This window comes from Sulfurimonas sp. (assembly GCF_014859695.1).
Lineage (GTDB): Bacteria > Campylobacterota > Campylobacteria > Campylobacterales > Sulfurimonadaceae > Sulfurimonas.
The window spans coordinates 1-17414 of the sequence record NZ_JACUTS010000040.1 but is presented as its reverse complement, the minus strand read 5'-3'; the positions used below and the strand labels follow the sequence as shown (position 1 = coordinate 17414).

20 protein-coding genes are annotated in these 17414 nt (G+C 38.9%); 19 read left to right on the top strand and 1 reads right to left on the bottom strand.

Annotated elements, in window-relative coordinates; genetic code table 11:
* Window positions 1-182 precede the first annotated feature (182 nt).
* From htpX to IBX42_RS07920, 3 genes are all read left to right on the top strand, one after another.
* A complete protein-coding gene (htpX, locus tag IBX42_RS07930) occupies window positions 183-1058 on the top strand; it encodes a protease HtpX (RefSeq protein ID WP_294931367.1) in 876 nt (291 codons plus the stop codon).
* Window positions 1059-1137: 79 nt separating this feature from the next.
* Window positions 1138-2022: a DnaJ C-terminal domain-containing protein gene (locus tag IBX42_RS07925; RefSeq protein ID WP_294931364.1), complete on the top strand. Its 885-nt coding sequence runs from the start codon at window positions 1138-1140 to the stop codon at window positions 2020-2022.
* A gap of 3 nt (window positions 2023-2025) precedes the next feature.
* Window positions 2026-2403, top strand: coding sequence for a helix-turn-helix transcriptional regulator (locus IBX42_RS07920; RefSeq protein ID WP_294931361.1), 378 nt, complete (start codon window positions 2026-2028; stop codon window positions 2401-2403).
* 5 nt (window positions 2404-2408) lie between these two features.
* Here the strand turns inward: IBX42_RS07920 and murA are convergent, their stop codons facing one another.
* Entirely contained in the window at window positions 2409-3692 is a 1284-nt protein-coding gene (murA, locus tag IBX42_RS07915) for a UDP-N-acetylglucosamine 1-carboxyvinyltransferase (protein WP_294931358.1), read from the bottom strand.
* Window positions 3693-3779: 87 nt separating this feature from the next.
* Here murA and IBX42_RS07910 point away from each other — a divergent pair, with 87 nt between their 5' ends.
* The 16 genes from IBX42_RS07910 (at window position 3780) to IBX42_RS07835 (ending at window position 17314) form a co-directional block, all read left to right on the top strand.
* Window positions 3780-4208, top strand: coding sequence for a hypothetical protein (locus tag IBX42_RS07910; RefSeq protein WP_294931355.1), 429 nt, complete (start codon window positions 3780-3782; stop codon window positions 4206-4208).
* Window positions 4201-4740, top strand: a complete 540-nt coding sequence (locus IBX42_RS07905) for a hypothetical protein (RefSeq protein WP_294931353.1) — start codon at window positions 4201-4203, stop codon at window positions 4738-4740. Before IBX42_RS07910 ends, IBX42_RS07905 begins: the two co-directional genes overlap by 8 nt.
* Complete coding sequence (locus tag IBX42_RS07900; RefSeq protein ID WP_294931350.1) at window positions 4734-5453, top strand: exonuclease domain-containing protein; 720 nt, start codon at window positions 4734-4736, stop codon at window positions 5451-5453. The genes IBX42_RS07905 and IBX42_RS07900 overlap by 7 nt, the downstream gene beginning before the upstream one ends.
* A gap of 36 nt (window positions 5454-5489) precedes the next feature.
* Window positions 5490-5855, top strand: a complete 366-nt coding sequence (locus tag IBX42_RS07895; RefSeq protein ID WP_294931347.1) for a hypothetical protein — start codon at window positions 5490-5492, stop codon at window positions 5853-5855.
* Entirely contained in the window at window positions 5845-6435 is a 591-nt protein-coding gene (gene rsmD / locus IBX42_RS07890) for a 16S rRNA (guanine(966)-N(2))-methyltransferase RsmD (protein ID WP_294931344.1), read from the top strand. Before IBX42_RS07895 ends, rsmD begins: the two co-directional genes overlap by 11 nt.
* A gap of 197 nt (window positions 6436-6632) precedes the next feature.
* The gene (locus IBX42_RS07885; RefSeq protein WP_294931341.1) at window positions 6633-7676 is read left to right on the top strand and encodes a flagellar basal body P-ring protein FlgI; all 1044 of its coding nucleotides are present in this window, start codon (window positions 6633-6635) and stop codon (window positions 7674-7676) included.
* A 9-nt stretch (window positions 7677-7685) separates the two neighbouring features.
* Window positions 7686-7967: a rod-binding protein gene (locus IBX42_RS07880; RefSeq protein WP_294931339.1), complete on the top strand. Its 282-nt coding sequence runs from the start codon at window positions 7686-7688 to the stop codon at window positions 7965-7967.
* Between the two features lie 113 nt (window positions 7968-8080).
* A complete protein-coding gene (locus tag IBX42_RS07875; RefSeq protein WP_294931336.1) occupies window positions 8081-8290 on the top strand; it encodes a flagellar biosynthesis anti-sigma factor FlgM in 210 nt (69 codons plus the stop codon).
* A 29-nt stretch (window positions 8291-8319) separates the two neighbouring features.
* Window positions 8320-8748: a hypothetical protein gene (locus tag IBX42_RS07870; protein WP_294931334.1), complete on the top strand. Its 429-nt coding sequence runs from the start codon at window positions 8320-8322 to the stop codon at window positions 8746-8748.
* Between the two features lies 1 nt (window position 8749).
* Window positions 8750-10633 carry a flagellar hook-associated protein FlgK gene (flgK, locus tag IBX42_RS07865; RefSeq protein WP_294931331.1) on the top strand — a complete coding sequence of 628 codons (1884 nt, stop codon included), beginning with the start codon at window positions 8750-8752 and terminating at the stop codon, window positions 10631-10633.
* Between the two features lie 7 nt (window positions 10634-10640).
* Complete coding sequence (locus IBX42_RS07860; RefSeq protein WP_294931328.1) at window positions 10641-11435, top strand: ABC transporter permease; 795 nt, start codon at window positions 10641-10643, stop codon at window positions 11433-11435.
* 64 nt (window positions 11436-11499) lie between these two features.
* Entirely contained in the window at window positions 11500-12069 is a 570-nt protein-coding gene (locus IBX42_RS07855; RefSeq protein WP_294931325.1) for an aminodeoxychorismate/anthranilate synthase component II, read from the top strand.
* Window positions 12066-13259 (top strand): hypothetical protein, encoded by a 1194-nt coding sequence (locus IBX42_RS07850; protein WP_294931322.1) that lies wholly within the window; start codon window positions 12066-12068, stop codon window positions 13257-13259. The genes IBX42_RS07855 and IBX42_RS07850 overlap by 4 nt, the downstream gene beginning before the upstream one ends.
* Before the next feature lie 87 nt (window positions 13260-13346).
* Window positions 13347-14681: an ATP citrate lyase citrate-binding domain-containing protein gene (locus tag IBX42_RS07845; protein WP_294931318.1), complete on the top strand. Its 1335-nt coding sequence runs from the start codon at window positions 13347-13349 to the stop codon at window positions 14679-14681.
* Window positions 14682-14690: 9 nt separating this feature from the next.
* Window positions 14691-16505 carry a citrate/2-methylcitrate synthase gene (locus IBX42_RS07840; RefSeq protein WP_294931315.1) on the top strand — a complete coding sequence of 605 codons (1815 nt, stop codon included), beginning with the start codon at window positions 14691-14693 and terminating at the stop codon, window positions 16503-16505.
* A gap of 140 nt (window positions 16506-16645) precedes the next feature.
* Window positions 16646-17314 (top strand): type II secretion system protein, encoded by a 669-nt coding sequence (locus tag IBX42_RS07835; RefSeq protein ID WP_294931312.1) that lies wholly within the window; start codon window positions 16646-16648, stop codon window positions 17312-17314.
* Window positions 17315-17414: the final 100 nt, after the last annotated feature.

Here is a 17414-nt window from a genome sequence, read left to right as displayed (position 1 = left end):
CTTTAGTGCAATACTTTTGGATTGTTTTTTTGGTAAATTAGGTGCGAAAGTTGAGATATTAAGTATAAATTTTTTTGCCCTAAAGAGGACCATTATCCCATATAATATTGCACTTTGTCAAGATAGTATTCTCATTAAGCCATCTTAAACTATAATTTTAAAAAATAAAACTAGGAAGAAAAATGTTTAAAAGAGTCGGACTTTTCTTGGCTGCGAACTTGGCTGTAATAGTCGTCATAAGCATTATCGTTAATATTTTCGGATTAAATAAATTTTTGAATGAGAACGGGCTTGATTTAGGCTCTCTTTTTCTCTTCTCGCTGGTTGTCGGTTTTGCAGGCTCTATCATATCTTTGTTGATGTCTAAGCAGATGGCAAAGAGGGCGGTTGGTGCTTTGGCGATAACAAATCCTACAAATCAAGAGGAGTTATGGCTTATGGACAGTGTGGCGAAGATGTCGGCAAAAGCGGGCATTAAGATGCCCGAAGTTGCAATATTTGAAGATATGAGTCCAAACGCTTTTGCAACGGGGGCTTTTAAAAATGAGGCTTTGGTGGCAGTTAGCCGCGGGCTTTTAAGAAGCATGAACCAAAGAGAAGTAGAGGCGGTTTTGGGGCATGAGATTGGGCATGTCGCAAATGGAGATATGGTTACGCTAACACTTTTGCAGGGCGTTGTTAATACATTTGTTATCTTTTTCGCCCGTATTATAGGCTACGTTGTTGACAGGGTAATTTTAAAAAACAGAAGCGATAGAGTCGGCATCGGCTACATGGCAGCAACCATTTTAGCCGAGATGGTTTTGGGTGTTTTGGCAATGATGATAGTTATGGCATTTTCAAGATACAGAGAGTACAGAGCGGATGAGGCTGGCGCATACCTCTCTAGCAGAGAGAATATGATAGCTGCTCTGCAGGCTCTTGCACGCTCAAAAGAGGAGCCGCATCTACCTGAGCAGATAAAGTGTTTTGGAATATACGGCAAAGGGCTAATGGCGCTCTTTAGCACGCACCCATCGCTTGAAGATAGAATAGAGAAGCTAAGAAAATCTGTTTAAAGTTGATTGACTTTGACTCAACTCTTATGATATAATTTCGCTTAATAAAAACAATAATATAAATTTTAGGAAGATAATAATGAGTAAATCTTTATATGAAACATTAGAGGTTTCTGAAAATGCAAGCGAAGCAGAGATAAAAAAAGCATATAGAAAATTAGCAAGACAGTACCATCCGGATATAAACAAAGATAAAGATGCGGAGGAGAAGTTTAAAGAGATAAACGCCGCGTATGAAATACTTAGCGACAAGCAAAAAAAAGCACAGTATGACGCGCACGGGGACAGTATGTTCGGCGGGCAAAATTTCCACGACTTCTCGAAATCTTACGGCGGCGGACAAGCCGATTTGGATGAGATTTTAAAAAGCATGTTTTCAGGCGGAGGTTTTGGCGGTTTTAGCGGTGGCGGCGGATTTAGCAACAGAGGCTTTGGCGGCGGGTTTTCGCAACAGCAACAACAAAATCTAGATATAGAGACAAGTGTCACAATACCTTTTATAGTCTCTATTTTAGGCGGCTCTCATTCGATTTCGGTAAATGGAGAGAGATTTGACATCAAAATTCCAGCAGGCGTAAAAAGCGGCGAGAAGATGCGCGTAAAAGGAAAAGGGCATGCACAAGGCGGCAGAGCAGGGGATCTTTTTTTAAGCATAAATGTTGCTTCCAACCCTGAATACACTAGAGTGGATGACGATTTGATTAAAAAGTTTGATGTTCCTCTTTATGCGGCACTCTTTGGAGAGAAAATATCTGTTGAGACTTTGGAAAAAGAGATTAAGTTGAAAATTCCTCAAAATACCAAAAACGGACAGAGATTCCGTGTAAAAGAGATGGGTGCGATGAATAGAAAGACAAAAGAGCGCGGAAATCTCTATCTTGAAGCAAATATAGTTTTACCAAAAGTTGAAGATTTGGACGAAAAGTTGGTAGAATTAATGAAAGAAAAACTGCCAAAGGAGTAAAACATGATACATCATTACGACGAACCGATATATTTGATTAGCATTGTTGCAAAAGTTTTGGATATACATCCGCAAACTCTAAGACAGTATGAGAGAGAAAATCTTATAACCCCTTCAAGATCTAGCGGTAAAATAAGACTCTACTCGCAAAAAGATATAGATAGGATTAAATTGATTTTGAGGCTTACGCGTGAACTCGGCGTAAATTTGGCAGGTGTCGATGTTATTTTAAGACTCAAAGAGAATGTAGAGAATATGGAGCAAGACATAAAAGAGCTTAAAAATGATCTTTTAAAAGCTAGAAACTCTCAAACGGTCTCCAATGACAAGGCTCTTGTGACTAAAAAGAGCATCTATGAGATGATAATCTTTGAAGATTGATCAGACTATACCACCGGCTCTTTAAGTCTCTCTATATCCGCTCCAACATTTTGCAACTTCACCTCTAGAGAGTCGTAACCTCTGTCAAGATGATAGATACGATGAACATTGGTTATCCCCTCGGCCACAAGACCTGCCAGAACAAGCGCACTAGAGGCTCTTAGGTCGGTTGCCATAACATCAGTTCCGCTTAGTTTTGACTTTCCGTTTACGGTTGCCACATTGCCGTTTAGTGAAATATTTGCGCCCATTCTTTGAAGCTCGCTTACATGCATAAACCTATTTTCAAAAAGTCTCTCTTCTATGATGGAAGTTCCTTCCGCCTGTGTTGCAAGCACCAAAAATTGCGCCTGCATGTCGGTTGGAAATGCCGGGTACTCCTGAGTGACTATCTTTACAGGTTTGATAACTTCTGAGGGGTGAATGGTTATTTCATTTTGTGTTATTGTAAATTTGCTTCCCATCTCTTGAAGTTTTGAGAGAACAGAGCCTAAATGTTTGGCATTTACGTCTCTTAGAGTGAGTTCTGATCTGGTTATTGCCGCGGCGCAGAGGTAGGTTCCTGCTTCAATACGGTCTGGAATAACGCTAAAAGGTTCAATGTTTAATAGTTTTCCCGCCGTTCCATAGACGGTTAACATGGCAGTTCCAATTCCATCGATTTTAACGCCGTTTGCGTTTAGAATTTCACAAAGTTGTACGACCTCAGGTTCTCTTGCTGCATTTGTAATGGTTGTTATGCCCTCTGCAAGTGCCGCCGCCATAACAATATTTGCGGTGCCGGTTACGGTTATCTTGTCAAAAATAATCTCGCACCCTTTGAGTCCATCGGGAGCAGTTGCATGTATGTAACCTGCTTCAATATTTATGACTGCGCCCATTTGTTCAAGTGCTTTGAGATGCAAATCTACAGGTCTCTGTCCTATGGCGCATCCACCCGGAAGTGAAACTTCACAGTGTCCAAATCTAGCTAAAATAGGTCCCAGAACAAGTATGGAAGCGCGCATTGTTTTGACAATATCGTATGTCGCTTTTGTTTGGGTAAGAGTTGATGTGTCAACCGTTGTTACATTTCCCTCTTCGCTCCATGATGAGGAGCACTCTGCGCCTAGGTTTGAGAGGAGTTTTAAGAGAGTGTTTATATCTGCAACATGCGGAAGATTTTTTATAGTTACGCTGTTTTTCGCAAGTATACTCATCGCAATAAGCGGTAAAGAGGCATTTTTGGCACCGGAAATTTTTATCTCTCCATACAGAGAGGAAGCTTTTTTAATCTGTAAATAATCCATGTTAGTCTTTGTCTTTAAAGTGGGTGATTATACCTAAAATAGTTTTGCTTTTTGGTATAATCACCTTAAGTAAACAGAGGAATAGTGATGAGTTCAGCTTTAGATAGACTAAAAAGTATAACAAATAAAATCTCTAGTTATGAGCGTGCCAGAAAAGAGAATTTGGTTCTGCTCCAAGCTCTATACAATGAACTTCACATCAATGAAAAAGTCGAGGAGTTCAGTGAACTCTTCCTTTTTAAAGCTATAAACCTCTCAGGAGCCTCGCTTCTTAGTGAAAGTCTGGGTGAGATAAAAAAGGGTAAATATCTTCAGATACTTGCAATCGGATATGACAAAGATGCCGTGATAAAGAGCAAAAATGTCTCCTTGGGCTACTTTGGAAAAGCACAAAATGTCGATGAGACGCTAAAGAACAAAATAGTAGAGTTCATCATACGCTTTAGGTTTGAGAAAAGTTTCATGACGCTTGAACACTACCATGGAATGTTAGAAACTTTTAAAACAGATGAGTAGATTTTACATACTTCTTTGGTTTAGATGGGCTGTGCGTCTGACAGTTTGTAGCATTTTTTTTGCTGCTTTATTCTCATTTGCAGTAACGCTATTTATCTACATCTCAAGAGGGTTGCCGGAGTTGACGCCCGAAATAACGGTGGCGCTTTTTGATATATTTAGATTTTGGTTTCCCGTTTTGTGGTCTTTTACAATCTTACTCGCACTTTTTCGAGGGCTGAAGTATATTTTCAACAGCTGTATAAACGGTTTTGAACTCAAGCTTTTAACATGCGATGGCAGCAGCATAGTAGAGGTTATAGGCTATGGAGATTTGGTAAAAGTTTGGCGAAAATGGCTTATGCTGCTTATCTGGCTAGTTGGTTCCGTTATGATTTTAGCTCTTGTATATACAAATCTTTTTACCTCATATAGTGGACTTTTTGAGTGGTTTAATATCTACTGGCTCTATGGTTTTATTCTCTTTAGCGGTTACTTCTCATTCATCATCTTAAGCTCCAAATGTAAAAAAATAAAGATCCTCACATGTTAATATTTTTGGATTTGGAGACAACCGGTTTAGAGAGCGGCGATAAAATCTGCTCCATAGGAATAATCGGAGTTTTTGGCGATGAAGCCACTCCTATATATGAGCTCGTAAATGAGGGCAAAAAAATTCCTCCAAAAGCTTCAAGTATAAACCATATTACAAACGAGATGCTTAAAGACAAACCGCCCCTTAAAGAGAGCAAGGCGTGGAAATTTCTGCATGAACACAACCAAGAAGATGTTACTCTCATCGCACACAATATAAACTTTGACCTTAAGATGCTTGAGTCCGCAGGATTCGTCTGGCATGGTAAAACAGTCGATACGCTAAGAGTCACAAAACACCTTATGCCAGAGTGCGAAGGGTTCTCTTTGCAGTTTTTGAGATATGAGTTAAAGCTTTACAGAGATGAACAAAAAGAGGCGCTGAAATATGCTCTGCAAGAGAGAGGTTTAATGCCGCATAATGCGCTTAGCGATGCTCTGCATGTAAAGCTTCTTTATGAGTGTTTAGCCCAGATAAAAGAGCATGATATATTGGTTGAACTAAGCCAAAAAAACGTGCTTATGCAGAAGTTTGATTTTGGAAAATACAGTGGAAGGTACATAGAGGAGATAAGTATGTGTGACAGAGGCTATCTGGAGTGGATGCTTGTAAATATTGTCGATTTGGATGAAGATTTGAAGTATACCCTCAAAAGATATTTACATGGTTGATATGCTATACTTCAAATTAAAAAATGAAGGAGTCTTTTGAGAGTAGCTATTGAATGCAAATCACCGTTGATGCAAAAATCATTAGAACTTTTCTTGGGCAAATATCTCAGCTCCATTAAAAATTGCGACATTCTTATCAGGGATGTAAAGTGCTTTGATGATGAGAGATGTTTTTATATCTCAAGTGCTAAAGAGGCAGATCTGCTAAAACCGTTTTCAAAGTCACAGCTTATTTTGGCGTTGGAAAAGAGATACAAAAGCTTGAATAAGACAAAGATTGAAGAAGAGCTTTTGGAAGATGAGTCTCTTGATTTTGATATTTTGCAAAAGCGCATAGAATCTCTTACGAAAGAGTATCAGGCAAATATTTTAAAGGTGGTTCGTGCATTTTATGAAAAGTAACGCCATAGTCAAAAAAATAGTATCGGGAAAATTTAAAAACAAAACCTTAAAACTCCCCTCAAAAACAACGACAAGAAGCTCAAAAGCGATAGTGCTTGAGTCTTTTTTTAACACTTTGCAGTTTGAGATAATAGACTCTACCTTTGTAGAACTCTTCTCAGGAAGCGGCTCCATAGGTCTTGAAGCGCTTAGCCGCGGCGCAAAAAAGGTCATCTTTATGGAGAAAGACCGTGAAGCGCTAAAGGTTCTAAAAGAAAACATCGCACAGACGGATCCATCTGCATGCGAAGTTTATAGCGGCGACACATTCTCAAATATAGCAACTGTCGTAAAATCACTGCAGAGAAAAAATGAAGAGGCATATTTTTACATCGACCCTCCCTTTAGCACAAGAGAGGGGATGGAGGATATATATGACAAAACCATCGCTCTTATCGCTTCTCTGCCGAGTGAGTGTGTGAAACTCATCATAATAGAGCACATGAGTACTCTGGATATTCCTCAAAACATCGGCGCTTACACAATAAAAAAATCTAAAAAATTCGGAAACACCTCTTTAACCTATCTATATAGTGCGTAAAATACTTTGTAGTTCTCGAAAAACAAAGTTTTTCGTAGCTTTTAGGTATGCTAACCAATGGCATACTCCATGACAAGGGGGTTGTAGGGACATCTGTCCCTGCCACTAAAACGGACGCGTTCGTTTTAGTGCGTAACATCAGTGAGTAAATTGGAATAGATATTGCTGTTATATCGTTAATATTCCAAGGATTAGCGATGAGAACAATTATTTTATTTTTACTTAGCATTACCATTGTTTATGCCGCTAAGATAAGCGATGTCGCCAATATCGTAGGCGTTAGAGACAACCATCTGATCGGTTACTCGTTGGTTGTGGGTCTGCAAAAAACCGGTGACGGTACAACTTCAAAATTTACGCTCCAGTCAATTGCAAACATGCTAAAAGCTATGAATATAGATATGAACTCTATAGATATAAAGTCAAAAAACGTTGCGGCGGTCGTTGTAACGGCAGAGCTTGCTCCTTTTGCGAGACAGGGTGATAAGTTAAATATAACCGTTTCATCCATTGGAGATGCAAAATCACTCGAGGGTGGAACACTCCTTATGACCCCTTTAAAAGGAGTTGATGGCAAGATATATGCACTTGCTCAAGGTGCTGTCAGTATAGGCGGCAGAAATGGACAGGGTGGAGGGGATTCTCACCCGACGGCAGGTCTGATTTATAACGGCGGTTTGGTTGAGAGAGAGATTAGCATCGACCTCCATAGCCAAGAGTTTATAACGCTATCGCTTAAAGATGCCAACTTTCAAAACAGCGTAACAATCCAAAAAACTCTCAATGAGCTCTACAGCACACAAGTCGCCGTAGCTATGGACTCAAGGACCATTAAACTAAAAAAACCGCAAAACAAGAGTATGGTGGAGTTTTTAGCAGAGGTTCAAGAGATAGACATGGACTACAATGTAAAAGACAGAATTGTTATAAATGAGAGAACGGGAACCATAATATCGGGAGTCGGCATAGAGATAAGACCCATAGTCATGACACACGGCGATATAACAATTAAAATTACCGAGCAAGATGAACTAAGCAGACCGGCAGGTTCAATGAGTGTTGATGACAACATGGTTATCGGGCTCAATGAGAACGAATTATATACAAAAACTGGAAGTACGACCGTGGCAAATCTGGTTCGTTCTTTGCAAAAACTCGGGGCTACACCAAAAGATATTATCTCAATTTTAGAGGCTATAAAGAGTGCGGGAAGCATCTCAGCTGAGCTGAAACTAATATAAGGATAGAGGATGAACATAGATACGCAATATATACCCCAGCAACATCAACTTCCTAAGATTGACCCAAAAGTGGATGATGCAAAATTAAGAGAGCAGACCGATGCTTTTGAGTCCGTTATTTTAAAAATGTTGATGGATGATGCCATGAAGGATGAAAAAAATCTTTTTTCCGAGGCGAATGATCCGGGTGACAAGATATATAAATCCATGTACAGAGAGGAGCTTGCAAAGGCAAGTGCCGGAGGATTTGGTTTTTCTCAAATGCTTTATGACTTTTTAAGTCAAAAGTAGCAAATGCGGTTTTGCTTTGCAAAAACTTTCTTTAGAGAAGAAGTAAAAGAGCTAATATTTTATCTGTTTTTGTCGATATGGTTGTATTGATAAGAAGACAAAAAGGATGAGTTATGATTTCACAAGTTAATCAAGTCGGTGTTCGCGCCGCTTACACAAAGACTCTAGACGAAGAGAAGGAAGTTTTAAAGAAGACTTCTACGACTGTTTCACAGCAGGGTGATACAAGTAAGGTCGAACGGATAAAAGAGGCTCTTGAGTCCGGCGAATATAAAATAAATCTACAAACTCTTTCAGAGAAGATAGCTGAAGAGTTGATGTAGATTTAATTCAAACAAATAAGGATTGTGCCATGTTGAGCTATCATTTAAAAAGCGCTATAAACGACTTAAGAGATTTAATAAAAATTACGGAGTCGGATATAGAAGATATTCAGGTGGCAAATCACAATCCTCAGTTTGATAGATTGAAATTAAAAGAGGAGAAGCTGAAGAGTTTTGAATCAAAAAAAGCCATGATAGACCATGAGATTTCCGCTCACGTGCGTCTTCATCCAGACGTAAAGTTGACTGAACTTTTAAATGAAGAGCAGCATGTCATGTTAAATGAGCTCAAAGTTGAGTTGACAAATCTTCACGCTATCAACAAGCGCTATGCAAAGCTTGTGCTTGCCGTCAGTAATCTCTACAATACATTTTTAGAAAATTTAATTCCTACAGAGATGCACGGTTACAATAGAGTTGCTTCGAAAGATTCGACTATATTGAAAGTGAGAGTGTAATATGAGCTCACTATTCAATACTTTAAATATCGGCTACAGCGGACTTTCAGCAGCGCAAGTGGGCGTAAGTACTACCAGTCATAATATCACTAATGCCGAGAGCGACGGTTACACCAGACAAAGAGTCGTAACGGCAGCTGCTACACCGATATATAGTGCAGCCGGAAACGTGGGCAACGGCACCCAAATAATGGATATTTCACGCATATTTGACAATTTTGTTTATGATAGATATACTGGAATTTCATCTGATAAAGAGTATTCAGATTTTACAAAAACTACGCTGCAAGAGCTCTCTACTTACTTTCCGGAGATAGATGATGTCGGTATAAAGTCTGATTTAAAAGAGTATTACAATGTTTGGCAGACATTTTCAGACAATCCTGATAATGATGCTATGAAAGTGGCACTTGCAAAGCAGACAGAGACTCTCTCAGCAAGCATAACAGCAATTCAAAACAAAATTGTAAACCTTCAAAAAAGCATTAACGAACAGTTGTCTGTAAATGTTAAAGAGGTAAATGCTTTGGCAGAGGAGCTTGCCGGTGTTAATAAATCTATTGAAATAGCCGAAGCAGGTGATGCTTATACCGCTAATGACTTAAGAGATAAAAGAAGTTCTATTGAGTTAAGACTTGCTAAACTTATAGGGGCGGAGTCGCATATTGAGAAAATTACCTCAAACTCGGCAATTGATAGTTCATCAAATGAAGGGTATGGAAGTTATACATTAAGCGTTAACGGCTTTAATATAGTTGATGGGGGCTCGTTCCATCCCATACATATTTCAAGCGACAATAACCCTAACGGATTTTATGAGCTCTCTTATGAGAGACAAGACGGCGTACTTATTTCCATGGACGAGAGTATCCAAGGCGGCAGAATAGGCGCAATCTTAGACCTCAGAGGAGACAAGAGACTCGATGATAACACGGGCGTGCCAAGTAACGGTGTGCTGCAACAAGTTATAGATCAGATGGACGCTTTTGCTAACACGCTTATAGAGTCAACAAACAACCTCTATGCAGCGACCTCTACTACCAAGATGGAGTCAAATGCTCTAACTCTTAATAACACTCAATCGCTAGTCAATTCTTCTCTCAACATAAAAAAAGGGTCTTTTGATGTTGTCATGTATGACATAGATGGAAATGTAACAGCAAGAAGAACGATCAATATAGATTCAGCAACTTCTATGAGCGGTGCTACGGGTTCCAATTCAATAGAGGGACAGTTAAGCGCACAGGGCGATGACAATAGTGATGGAAATGCAAACAACGATATTGACGACTTTTTGCAGTTTAATTGGGCTACATATCTCGATGGAAATAATGCGGTAGAGTTTATTATGGATCCTGCATATGCGGCAAAAGGGTATGCATTTGCAATAGAAGACAATTTGACAAACGGAGATTTTAGTACCGGTTCAAACTTTGCAGGAGCTTTGGGGCTCAATAGATTTTTTGACGGAAGCAATGCAAAAGATATTGATTTGAGTTTTAAACTAAAAGAGAATACGACAGCTATATCTGCGGGCAAATCGACTGTAACCGGAGATAATAGGTTGGCTATGGATATGATTCAGCAACAGTTTGAAGTGTATGACTTTAATGTTGGAAACGCAGTTTATAAATCGACTGTTTATGGCATGTTTGATGTTATCGCTACTGAAGTCGGTGTTACAACAAATCAGGCAATTTTAAACAATCAGACTATTTCGGCACAATACAATGCTACAGAATTGGAGTACTCTTCTATCTCAAAAGTAAGTATAGACGAAGAGCTGACAAATCTTATAAAGTACCAGACGGCATACGGTGCGGCTTCAAAGATTATTACTACGGTTGATCAGATGATGCAGACACTCCTTGGAATCAAACAGTAACTCATAGATGGCGAAATTCAGTATATTTATACTTCTGTTTGTTTTTGTATTCTCTTTTTTTGGCTCCTTTTTTTACTCGGTTGATGCCTATTCGTTAAATAGTGACGCCATTTTAATTCCCCCTTCATTGGAACATCTTTTGGGCACGGACAGGCTGGGCAGGGATATTTTGGCCAGACTTATCGAGGGAGGAAAGGTCTCGCTTATTATCGGCGTAGGCAGTGCTTTTATTGCCTCTTTAATAGGTCTGATTTTGGGTTCCATGGCAGGCTATTTTCGGGGAACAGTCGACAAAGGCTTCGTTGTTTTAGTTGATTTGTTTTTGACCTTTCCGACCTTCTTTCTTCTTCTAGCACTAGTAAGTTATGTAAATGCATCGGCCCTTGTTTTGATTCTTATTATCTCAATAACCGGCTGGATGACAACGGCAAGACTTATCCGCTCAGAGAGCTTTAGCATAACCTCTCAACCCTACATAAAAATACTAAACATCGCAAAGGTAAACAAGCTTAAAATACTCTTCAAATATTACGCCCCGCTTTTGGCTCCCATATATTTTGTCAGCTTCACCTTTGGAGTAGGCGGTGCGATTTTAGCAGAGTCGGGGCTTAGTTTTTTAGGTCTTGGCATCGTAGCGCCCCAGATGAGCTGGGGTACGATTCTTAGCAGCGGAAAAGATGTTGTTGAGATTGCATGGTGGGTTAGTTTTTTCCCCGGTCTTATGATATTTTTGGTTACGTTTTCTTTGATCAATATCTCAAACTACCTGCAGCAGCTGACAAACAAAAAAGAGATTCAATAAATTAAATAAGTAACACAAAAGAGCAAAAGCGATATAATGCACGCAATTGAATTTAGGATAAATTATGATTTTAATGATTGATAATTATGACAGCTTTACCTACAATATCGTTCAGTATTGCAGAGAGCTGGGGGCTGACCTTAAGATAATTAGAAATGACGAATTGAGTGTTGAAGAGATAGAGGCATTAAAGCCCGAAAAAATCATAATTTCCCCTGGTCCCGCAACTCCGGATGATGCGGGTGTTACGCTAAAAGTGATTGAACACTTTAAAGACAAAGTGCCTATTTTAGGCATCTGTTTGGGGCATCAAAGTATTGCACAGGCTTTTGGAGCAAAAGTTGTTCGCGCCAAAAATATGATGCACGGCAAAACATCTACCATGAAGCGTACAAAAGAGTGCGAGATATTTAAAGATATTCCGCAAGAGTTTATCGCAACCAGATATCACTCTTTGATAGTGGATAAAAATTCTCTTCCCGATACCATAGAACCGACCGCATACAGCACGGATGATGATGAGATAATGGCGCTTAAGGTAAAAGACAAAGATATTTACGGTGTTCAGTTTCATCCCGAATCCATCATGAGTGAGTATGGTCATGAGATAATAGGAAACTTTTTAAAATTATGAGTAACAGAAACATCTTTTTCTTAATTATAGGATTAGATGCGCTATGGCTTGCCTTACAAATAGGAGAGCTCTCTATCTCCTACAACGAAGCCGAGATTTTAAGGGGTAACTTCTCTTTCCTGCAGCTTTTAGTTAATAGCTCAATTACGCTCTTTGGTCAAAATGATTTTGCGCTGCGCTCTCCTATGATACTTCTGCATATCTTGAGCGCTGTGCTGTTGTATGACATATCAAAAAACTACATAAAAGTTCAAAGAAATAGGCTCTGGCTTCTTATCATTTTTATTCTCTTGCCAGGAGTGATAAGCTCAGCCATCATTGTTAACAGCGCGGGTTTGATTCTCTTTGGTCTTCTTCTGTTTGTATATATTTATGAAAATTATTCTCTAAAATACAGCTACCTTCTACTACTTTTCTATATGCTTGCCGATGGTGGTTTTGCTGCTCTTTTTATGGGGCTTGTTTTTTATTCACTCTATAAAAAAGATAAAAAGTTTCTTCTCTTTAATCTGCTTATGTTTTTATCATCGCTATTTATTTACGGTATCGATACGCACGGCTCTCCAAAGGGCTATTTTCTTGATTCCATCGGAATATACGCAGCTATTTTTTCGCCAATTATCTTTATCTATCTTTTTTATACGTTATACAGAAAGTATCTAACCAAAGAGCTGGATATGTTGTGGTTTATCTCAACCGTTGCACTTCTTTTTTCACTTCTTCTCTCCTTTAGACAACGTGTGCCCATAGAGTACTTTGCTCCCTATGTTATGCTCTGCCTTCCTCTGGTTGCACAAACCTTTGAACACTCCTATAGAGTACGTTTAAGTATGTTTAGAATGAACTACAGATTGGCATTTATTATATCGATTGTTTTACTTCTCATAAACTCTTCAGCGGTCTTTTTTAATAAATATCTTTATTATGTAATAGAAAAACCAAAAAAACACTTCTCATATAAGATGCATGTTGCAAAAGAGCTGGCGCAAGAGCTTAAGAGCATGGGAATAAGCTGTGTTGAAACAGATGCAAAGATGTCAAAAAGATTAGAATTTTACGGTGTAACAAAATGCAACAATTATTTGCTTGAAGAAATTTCTACGGATTTCATAAAACAGGACAGTGTAACGATAAGTTACAAAAATAGAGTAGTCTACTCTGCAAATGTTACTAAAATAAACATAAATTAAATCTATTTCCCACTTAATCTTCATATATACCTTCAGATTACCTTACATGTGATAATATTTCATAAATATTAAAAACAGGGAGTTGCAATGGCTCAAAAAGCGATTAGAGAATTTGACGCAAAGTCAATTTTGGCTAAGCATTGGGATAAGTATTTTCCAGATTTCAGTTATGCATACGAAACGGTTATGGTTCAAAACGGATCAGAACTTACTAAAGCTGCAAAAGAGAAAAAATGGTTAAAAGAAAAAACATTAGTTGCTAAACCAGATATGCTATTTGGTAAAAGAGGAAAGAATGGTTTGGTTCTGTTTAAAGACGCTAAGCCAGGCGATGTATCTTTAGCAAAAGCGGCATCTTGGATTGATGAAAAATCTTCCCAAAAACAGTCTGTTTATTTTTCATTTGACGGCGACACTCCGACAGGCGAAGCAAAAGTTGACATGCTTACTCATTTTATCGTTGAGCCATTTACTCCACACTCTCAAGAAGAGGAGTACTACATCTCTGCTACATGTGTCGGAGATGACGATGTTCTTTACATGTCTGCTGAGGGCGGTATGGAAGTTGAAGAGAATTGGGATAAGGTTATAGAAGTAGCATTCCCAATCACTGCAACAGAAGAGGAAATTGCTGCAAAAATCAAAAAAAGCATTCCTAAAGATGTGGCAGCAAAAGACAAAGAAGCATTCGCAACGTTTGCAATAGGCTTTTTTAAGGCTTACAGAGAGTTAAACTTTGCATACCTAGAGATTAACCCGTTTGTTCTTCAGGGCAAAAAAGTTGAACTTTTAGATATGGTTGCAAAACTTGACGACACTGCTGGATTTATGATGAGAGAGCAGTGGGGCGATGTTGAATACCCTACATCATTCGGCATGGAAGAGAAATCTCCTGAAGTTTTAGCTATTGAAGATGCTGACAGCAAATCAGGTGCTTCACTAAAACTTACTATACTTAAACCTGATGCTAGAATCTGGACGATGGTAGCAGGCGGCGGCGCTTCAGTTGTTTACGCTGATACTATTGCGGATTTGGCTGGAATCGAAGACCTTGCTAACTACGGCGAGTATTCAGGCGGACCTACTACAAGTGAAACTAAATTTTATGCAGAGACAATTTTAGACCTTATGACAAGAAGCAAAGATACTAAGGGCAGAGATAAAGTTCTTATTATCGGTGGAGCTATTGCAAACTTTACTGATGTTGCAAAAACTTTTACGGGCATTATTCAAGCGTTTGATAACTATGCAGATAAAATGAAAGAAGTAGGCATCAAGATCTATGTAAGACGCGGTGGACCAAACTATGAAAAAGGTCTCAAAGATATTAAAGAGGCAGCGGATAGACTAGGGCTTTATATTGAAGTTTACGGACCTGAAACGCATGTTACCGATATCGTGCGTATGGCATTAACAAAGTAAGGATTAGAGATGGCGCAACTATACACAAGAGACACACAGGCGATTTTTTGGAATAACAATGCAAGTGCTATTCAGAGAATGCTTGATTATGACTACACAATAAAAAGAGATAAGCCCTCTGTAGCTGCAATCGTTGCACCTACAAGCAGCTCTAAATTTGAGAAGTTTTTCTATGGACCGGATGAGGTTATGATTCCTCTATATAAAAGTACTGCAGAAGCAAAGGCAGCACAGCCACAAGCTGATGTGCTTTTAAACTTCGCATCTTTTAGAACTGCATACGATGTGACTATGGAAGCATTAGAACTTGGCGGTTTTACTTCAATCATGGTAACGGCTGAGGGTATTCCTGAGAGATTAGCACGCAAGATGAATGCAACAGCTAAAGCTAAAAATGTTATTGTTATCGGACCTGCTACAGTTGGTGGTATCGCTCCGGGGGCATTTAAAATCGCAAATATCGGCGGTACAATTGAGAACATAGTTCAGTCTAAACTTCACCGTGCAGGTTCATGTGGACTTGTAACTCGTTCGGGCGGTCTTTTTAATGAGCTTTCAAACATTATTGCTATCAATGCTGATGGTATTGCTGAGGGTGTAGCAATTGGCGGAGATAGATTTGTAGGTTCTGTTTTCATTGACAATCTTCTAAGAATGGAAGCAAACCCTGAAGTAAAATATATGTTACTTCTAGGCGAAGTGGGCGGAACTGAAGAATACAAGGTTATCGAAGCGGTAAAAAACGGACAGATTAAAAAGCCGATTATCGCGTGGTGTATCGGAACTATTGCCAAGTATTATGACAGCGGCGTGCAGTTTGGTCATGCGGGTGCATCTGCGAACGGTGACATGGAAACGGCTGAAGCTAAAAACAAGGCTATGAAAGAGGCTGGAATCCATGTTCCTGCATCATTCAACAATCTTCCGGAAATAATCAGTGCCGTTCACCATGAGCTACACGCAGAGGGTATTATAAAAGATATCAAAGAACCGGCTACCAATGTATGCCCAAGCGTGAGAAAATCCAAAGAGTTTATCTGTACAATTTCTGACGATAGAGGCGATGAGGCAACATATGCAGGCTTCCCTATCTCCTCTCTTGCAACTCCGGACACAGGAAAAGGAATCGGTGATGTTATATCACTTCTTTGGTTCAAAAAACAGTATCCAAAATGGGCTACGGATTTTATTGAGACTGTTATCAAGACAGTTGCAGATCATGGTCCTGCGGTTTCAGGTGCTCACAATGCAAAAGTTACAGCACGTGCTGGCAAAAGTGTTGTAGAATCTCTTGTAACAGGTCTTTTAACAATTGGACCAAGATTCGGCGGTGCAATTGACGGTGCTGCGCAGTACTTCAAGTATGCAGATGACAACAAGCTGACTCCTGCAGAATTTTTAAATCATATGAAAAAAGAGGGCATTCCAATTCCGGGAATCGGACATAGAATTAAATCTCTTAAAAATCCTGACTTACGCGTAGAGGGTCTTAAAAAGTATGCAGCTAAATCTTTCCCTGCTACTCCGCTTTTAGATTACGCACTAACTGTTGAGCAGTTGACAACATCTAAAAAAGAGAATCTAATTCTTAACGTAGATGGAACTATCGGCATTTTGATGGTTGACATGTGGAGAGCACTCGGATACAGCGAAGAGGAGATAAATGAGTTTATCTCAAGCGGCACTCTAAATTCATTCTTTATCGTTGGAAGAAGCATAGGTTTTATCGGGCATGTACTTGATGAAAAACGTCTTGCAATGCCGATGTATAGACATCCAATGTCTGATATTCTTTATGATGTTCAGGTTGCAGAAAAAATATAATCCACTTTTTTAAATTCAAGGAGGCAACTCTCCTTGAATAATCCTCTATTCTCTTTCAACACCCAGTTTAAAATAAAATTATTTCTGATTTTCATATTTTTTTTGCTATACTTGTAACAAATAGATTTGACTGGATTAGTATGAAAAAAGCATTTACTATGCTCGAACTTGTATTTGTAATTGTTGTGATCGGGATTTTAGCTGCTGTAATTATTCCTAGAATAGGATCTAATAAACTTCAAGAAGCGGCTATACAGGTTGTCTCTCACATTAGATATACGCAGCATTTGGCGCTGGTTAATGATAGGCTTAATACAGCTGACTCAGAGTGGTATAAAGATAGATGGCAGATATTCTTTGCAAGTACAGATGGAAGTGAAGGTGCTTGGGCTTATTCTATATTTTCAGATAATGCTGGAGACAGTACTGGAAATCCTGATTTTGTTGAAATTGCAAAAAATCCATTAAATAGTTCGAAATATTTAACAGGTGGGTATAGTTATATACTGTATAGTGATTCAAGAGTTACTAAAGAGCTGAATATAGGAAAGAAATATGGCATAACAAATGTCGCGTTTTCAACAAGCTGCAGTGTGTCTGGAAGTACTAGAATAGCATTTGATCACTTAGGGCGTCCACTAAGAGGTGCCTTTCACAATTATTCATCGGCATATCCTGCAACAGATAGGTTAGTGAATTCGCAATGTACGATTACATTAACAGACGGTAGTGATAATGTCGCAATAGCAATAGAACCTGAAACAGGGTATGCGTGTGTATTAAATAGTGCAGGAACTGGCTGTATTTAAAGTCTTTATCAATCCTTCAAAAACTTAAGAAATAAATAAGCGATGTTTCCCTATAATTCCCCTCCACAAACAAAGAGACCTAAAGTTTAGGATTTAAAAA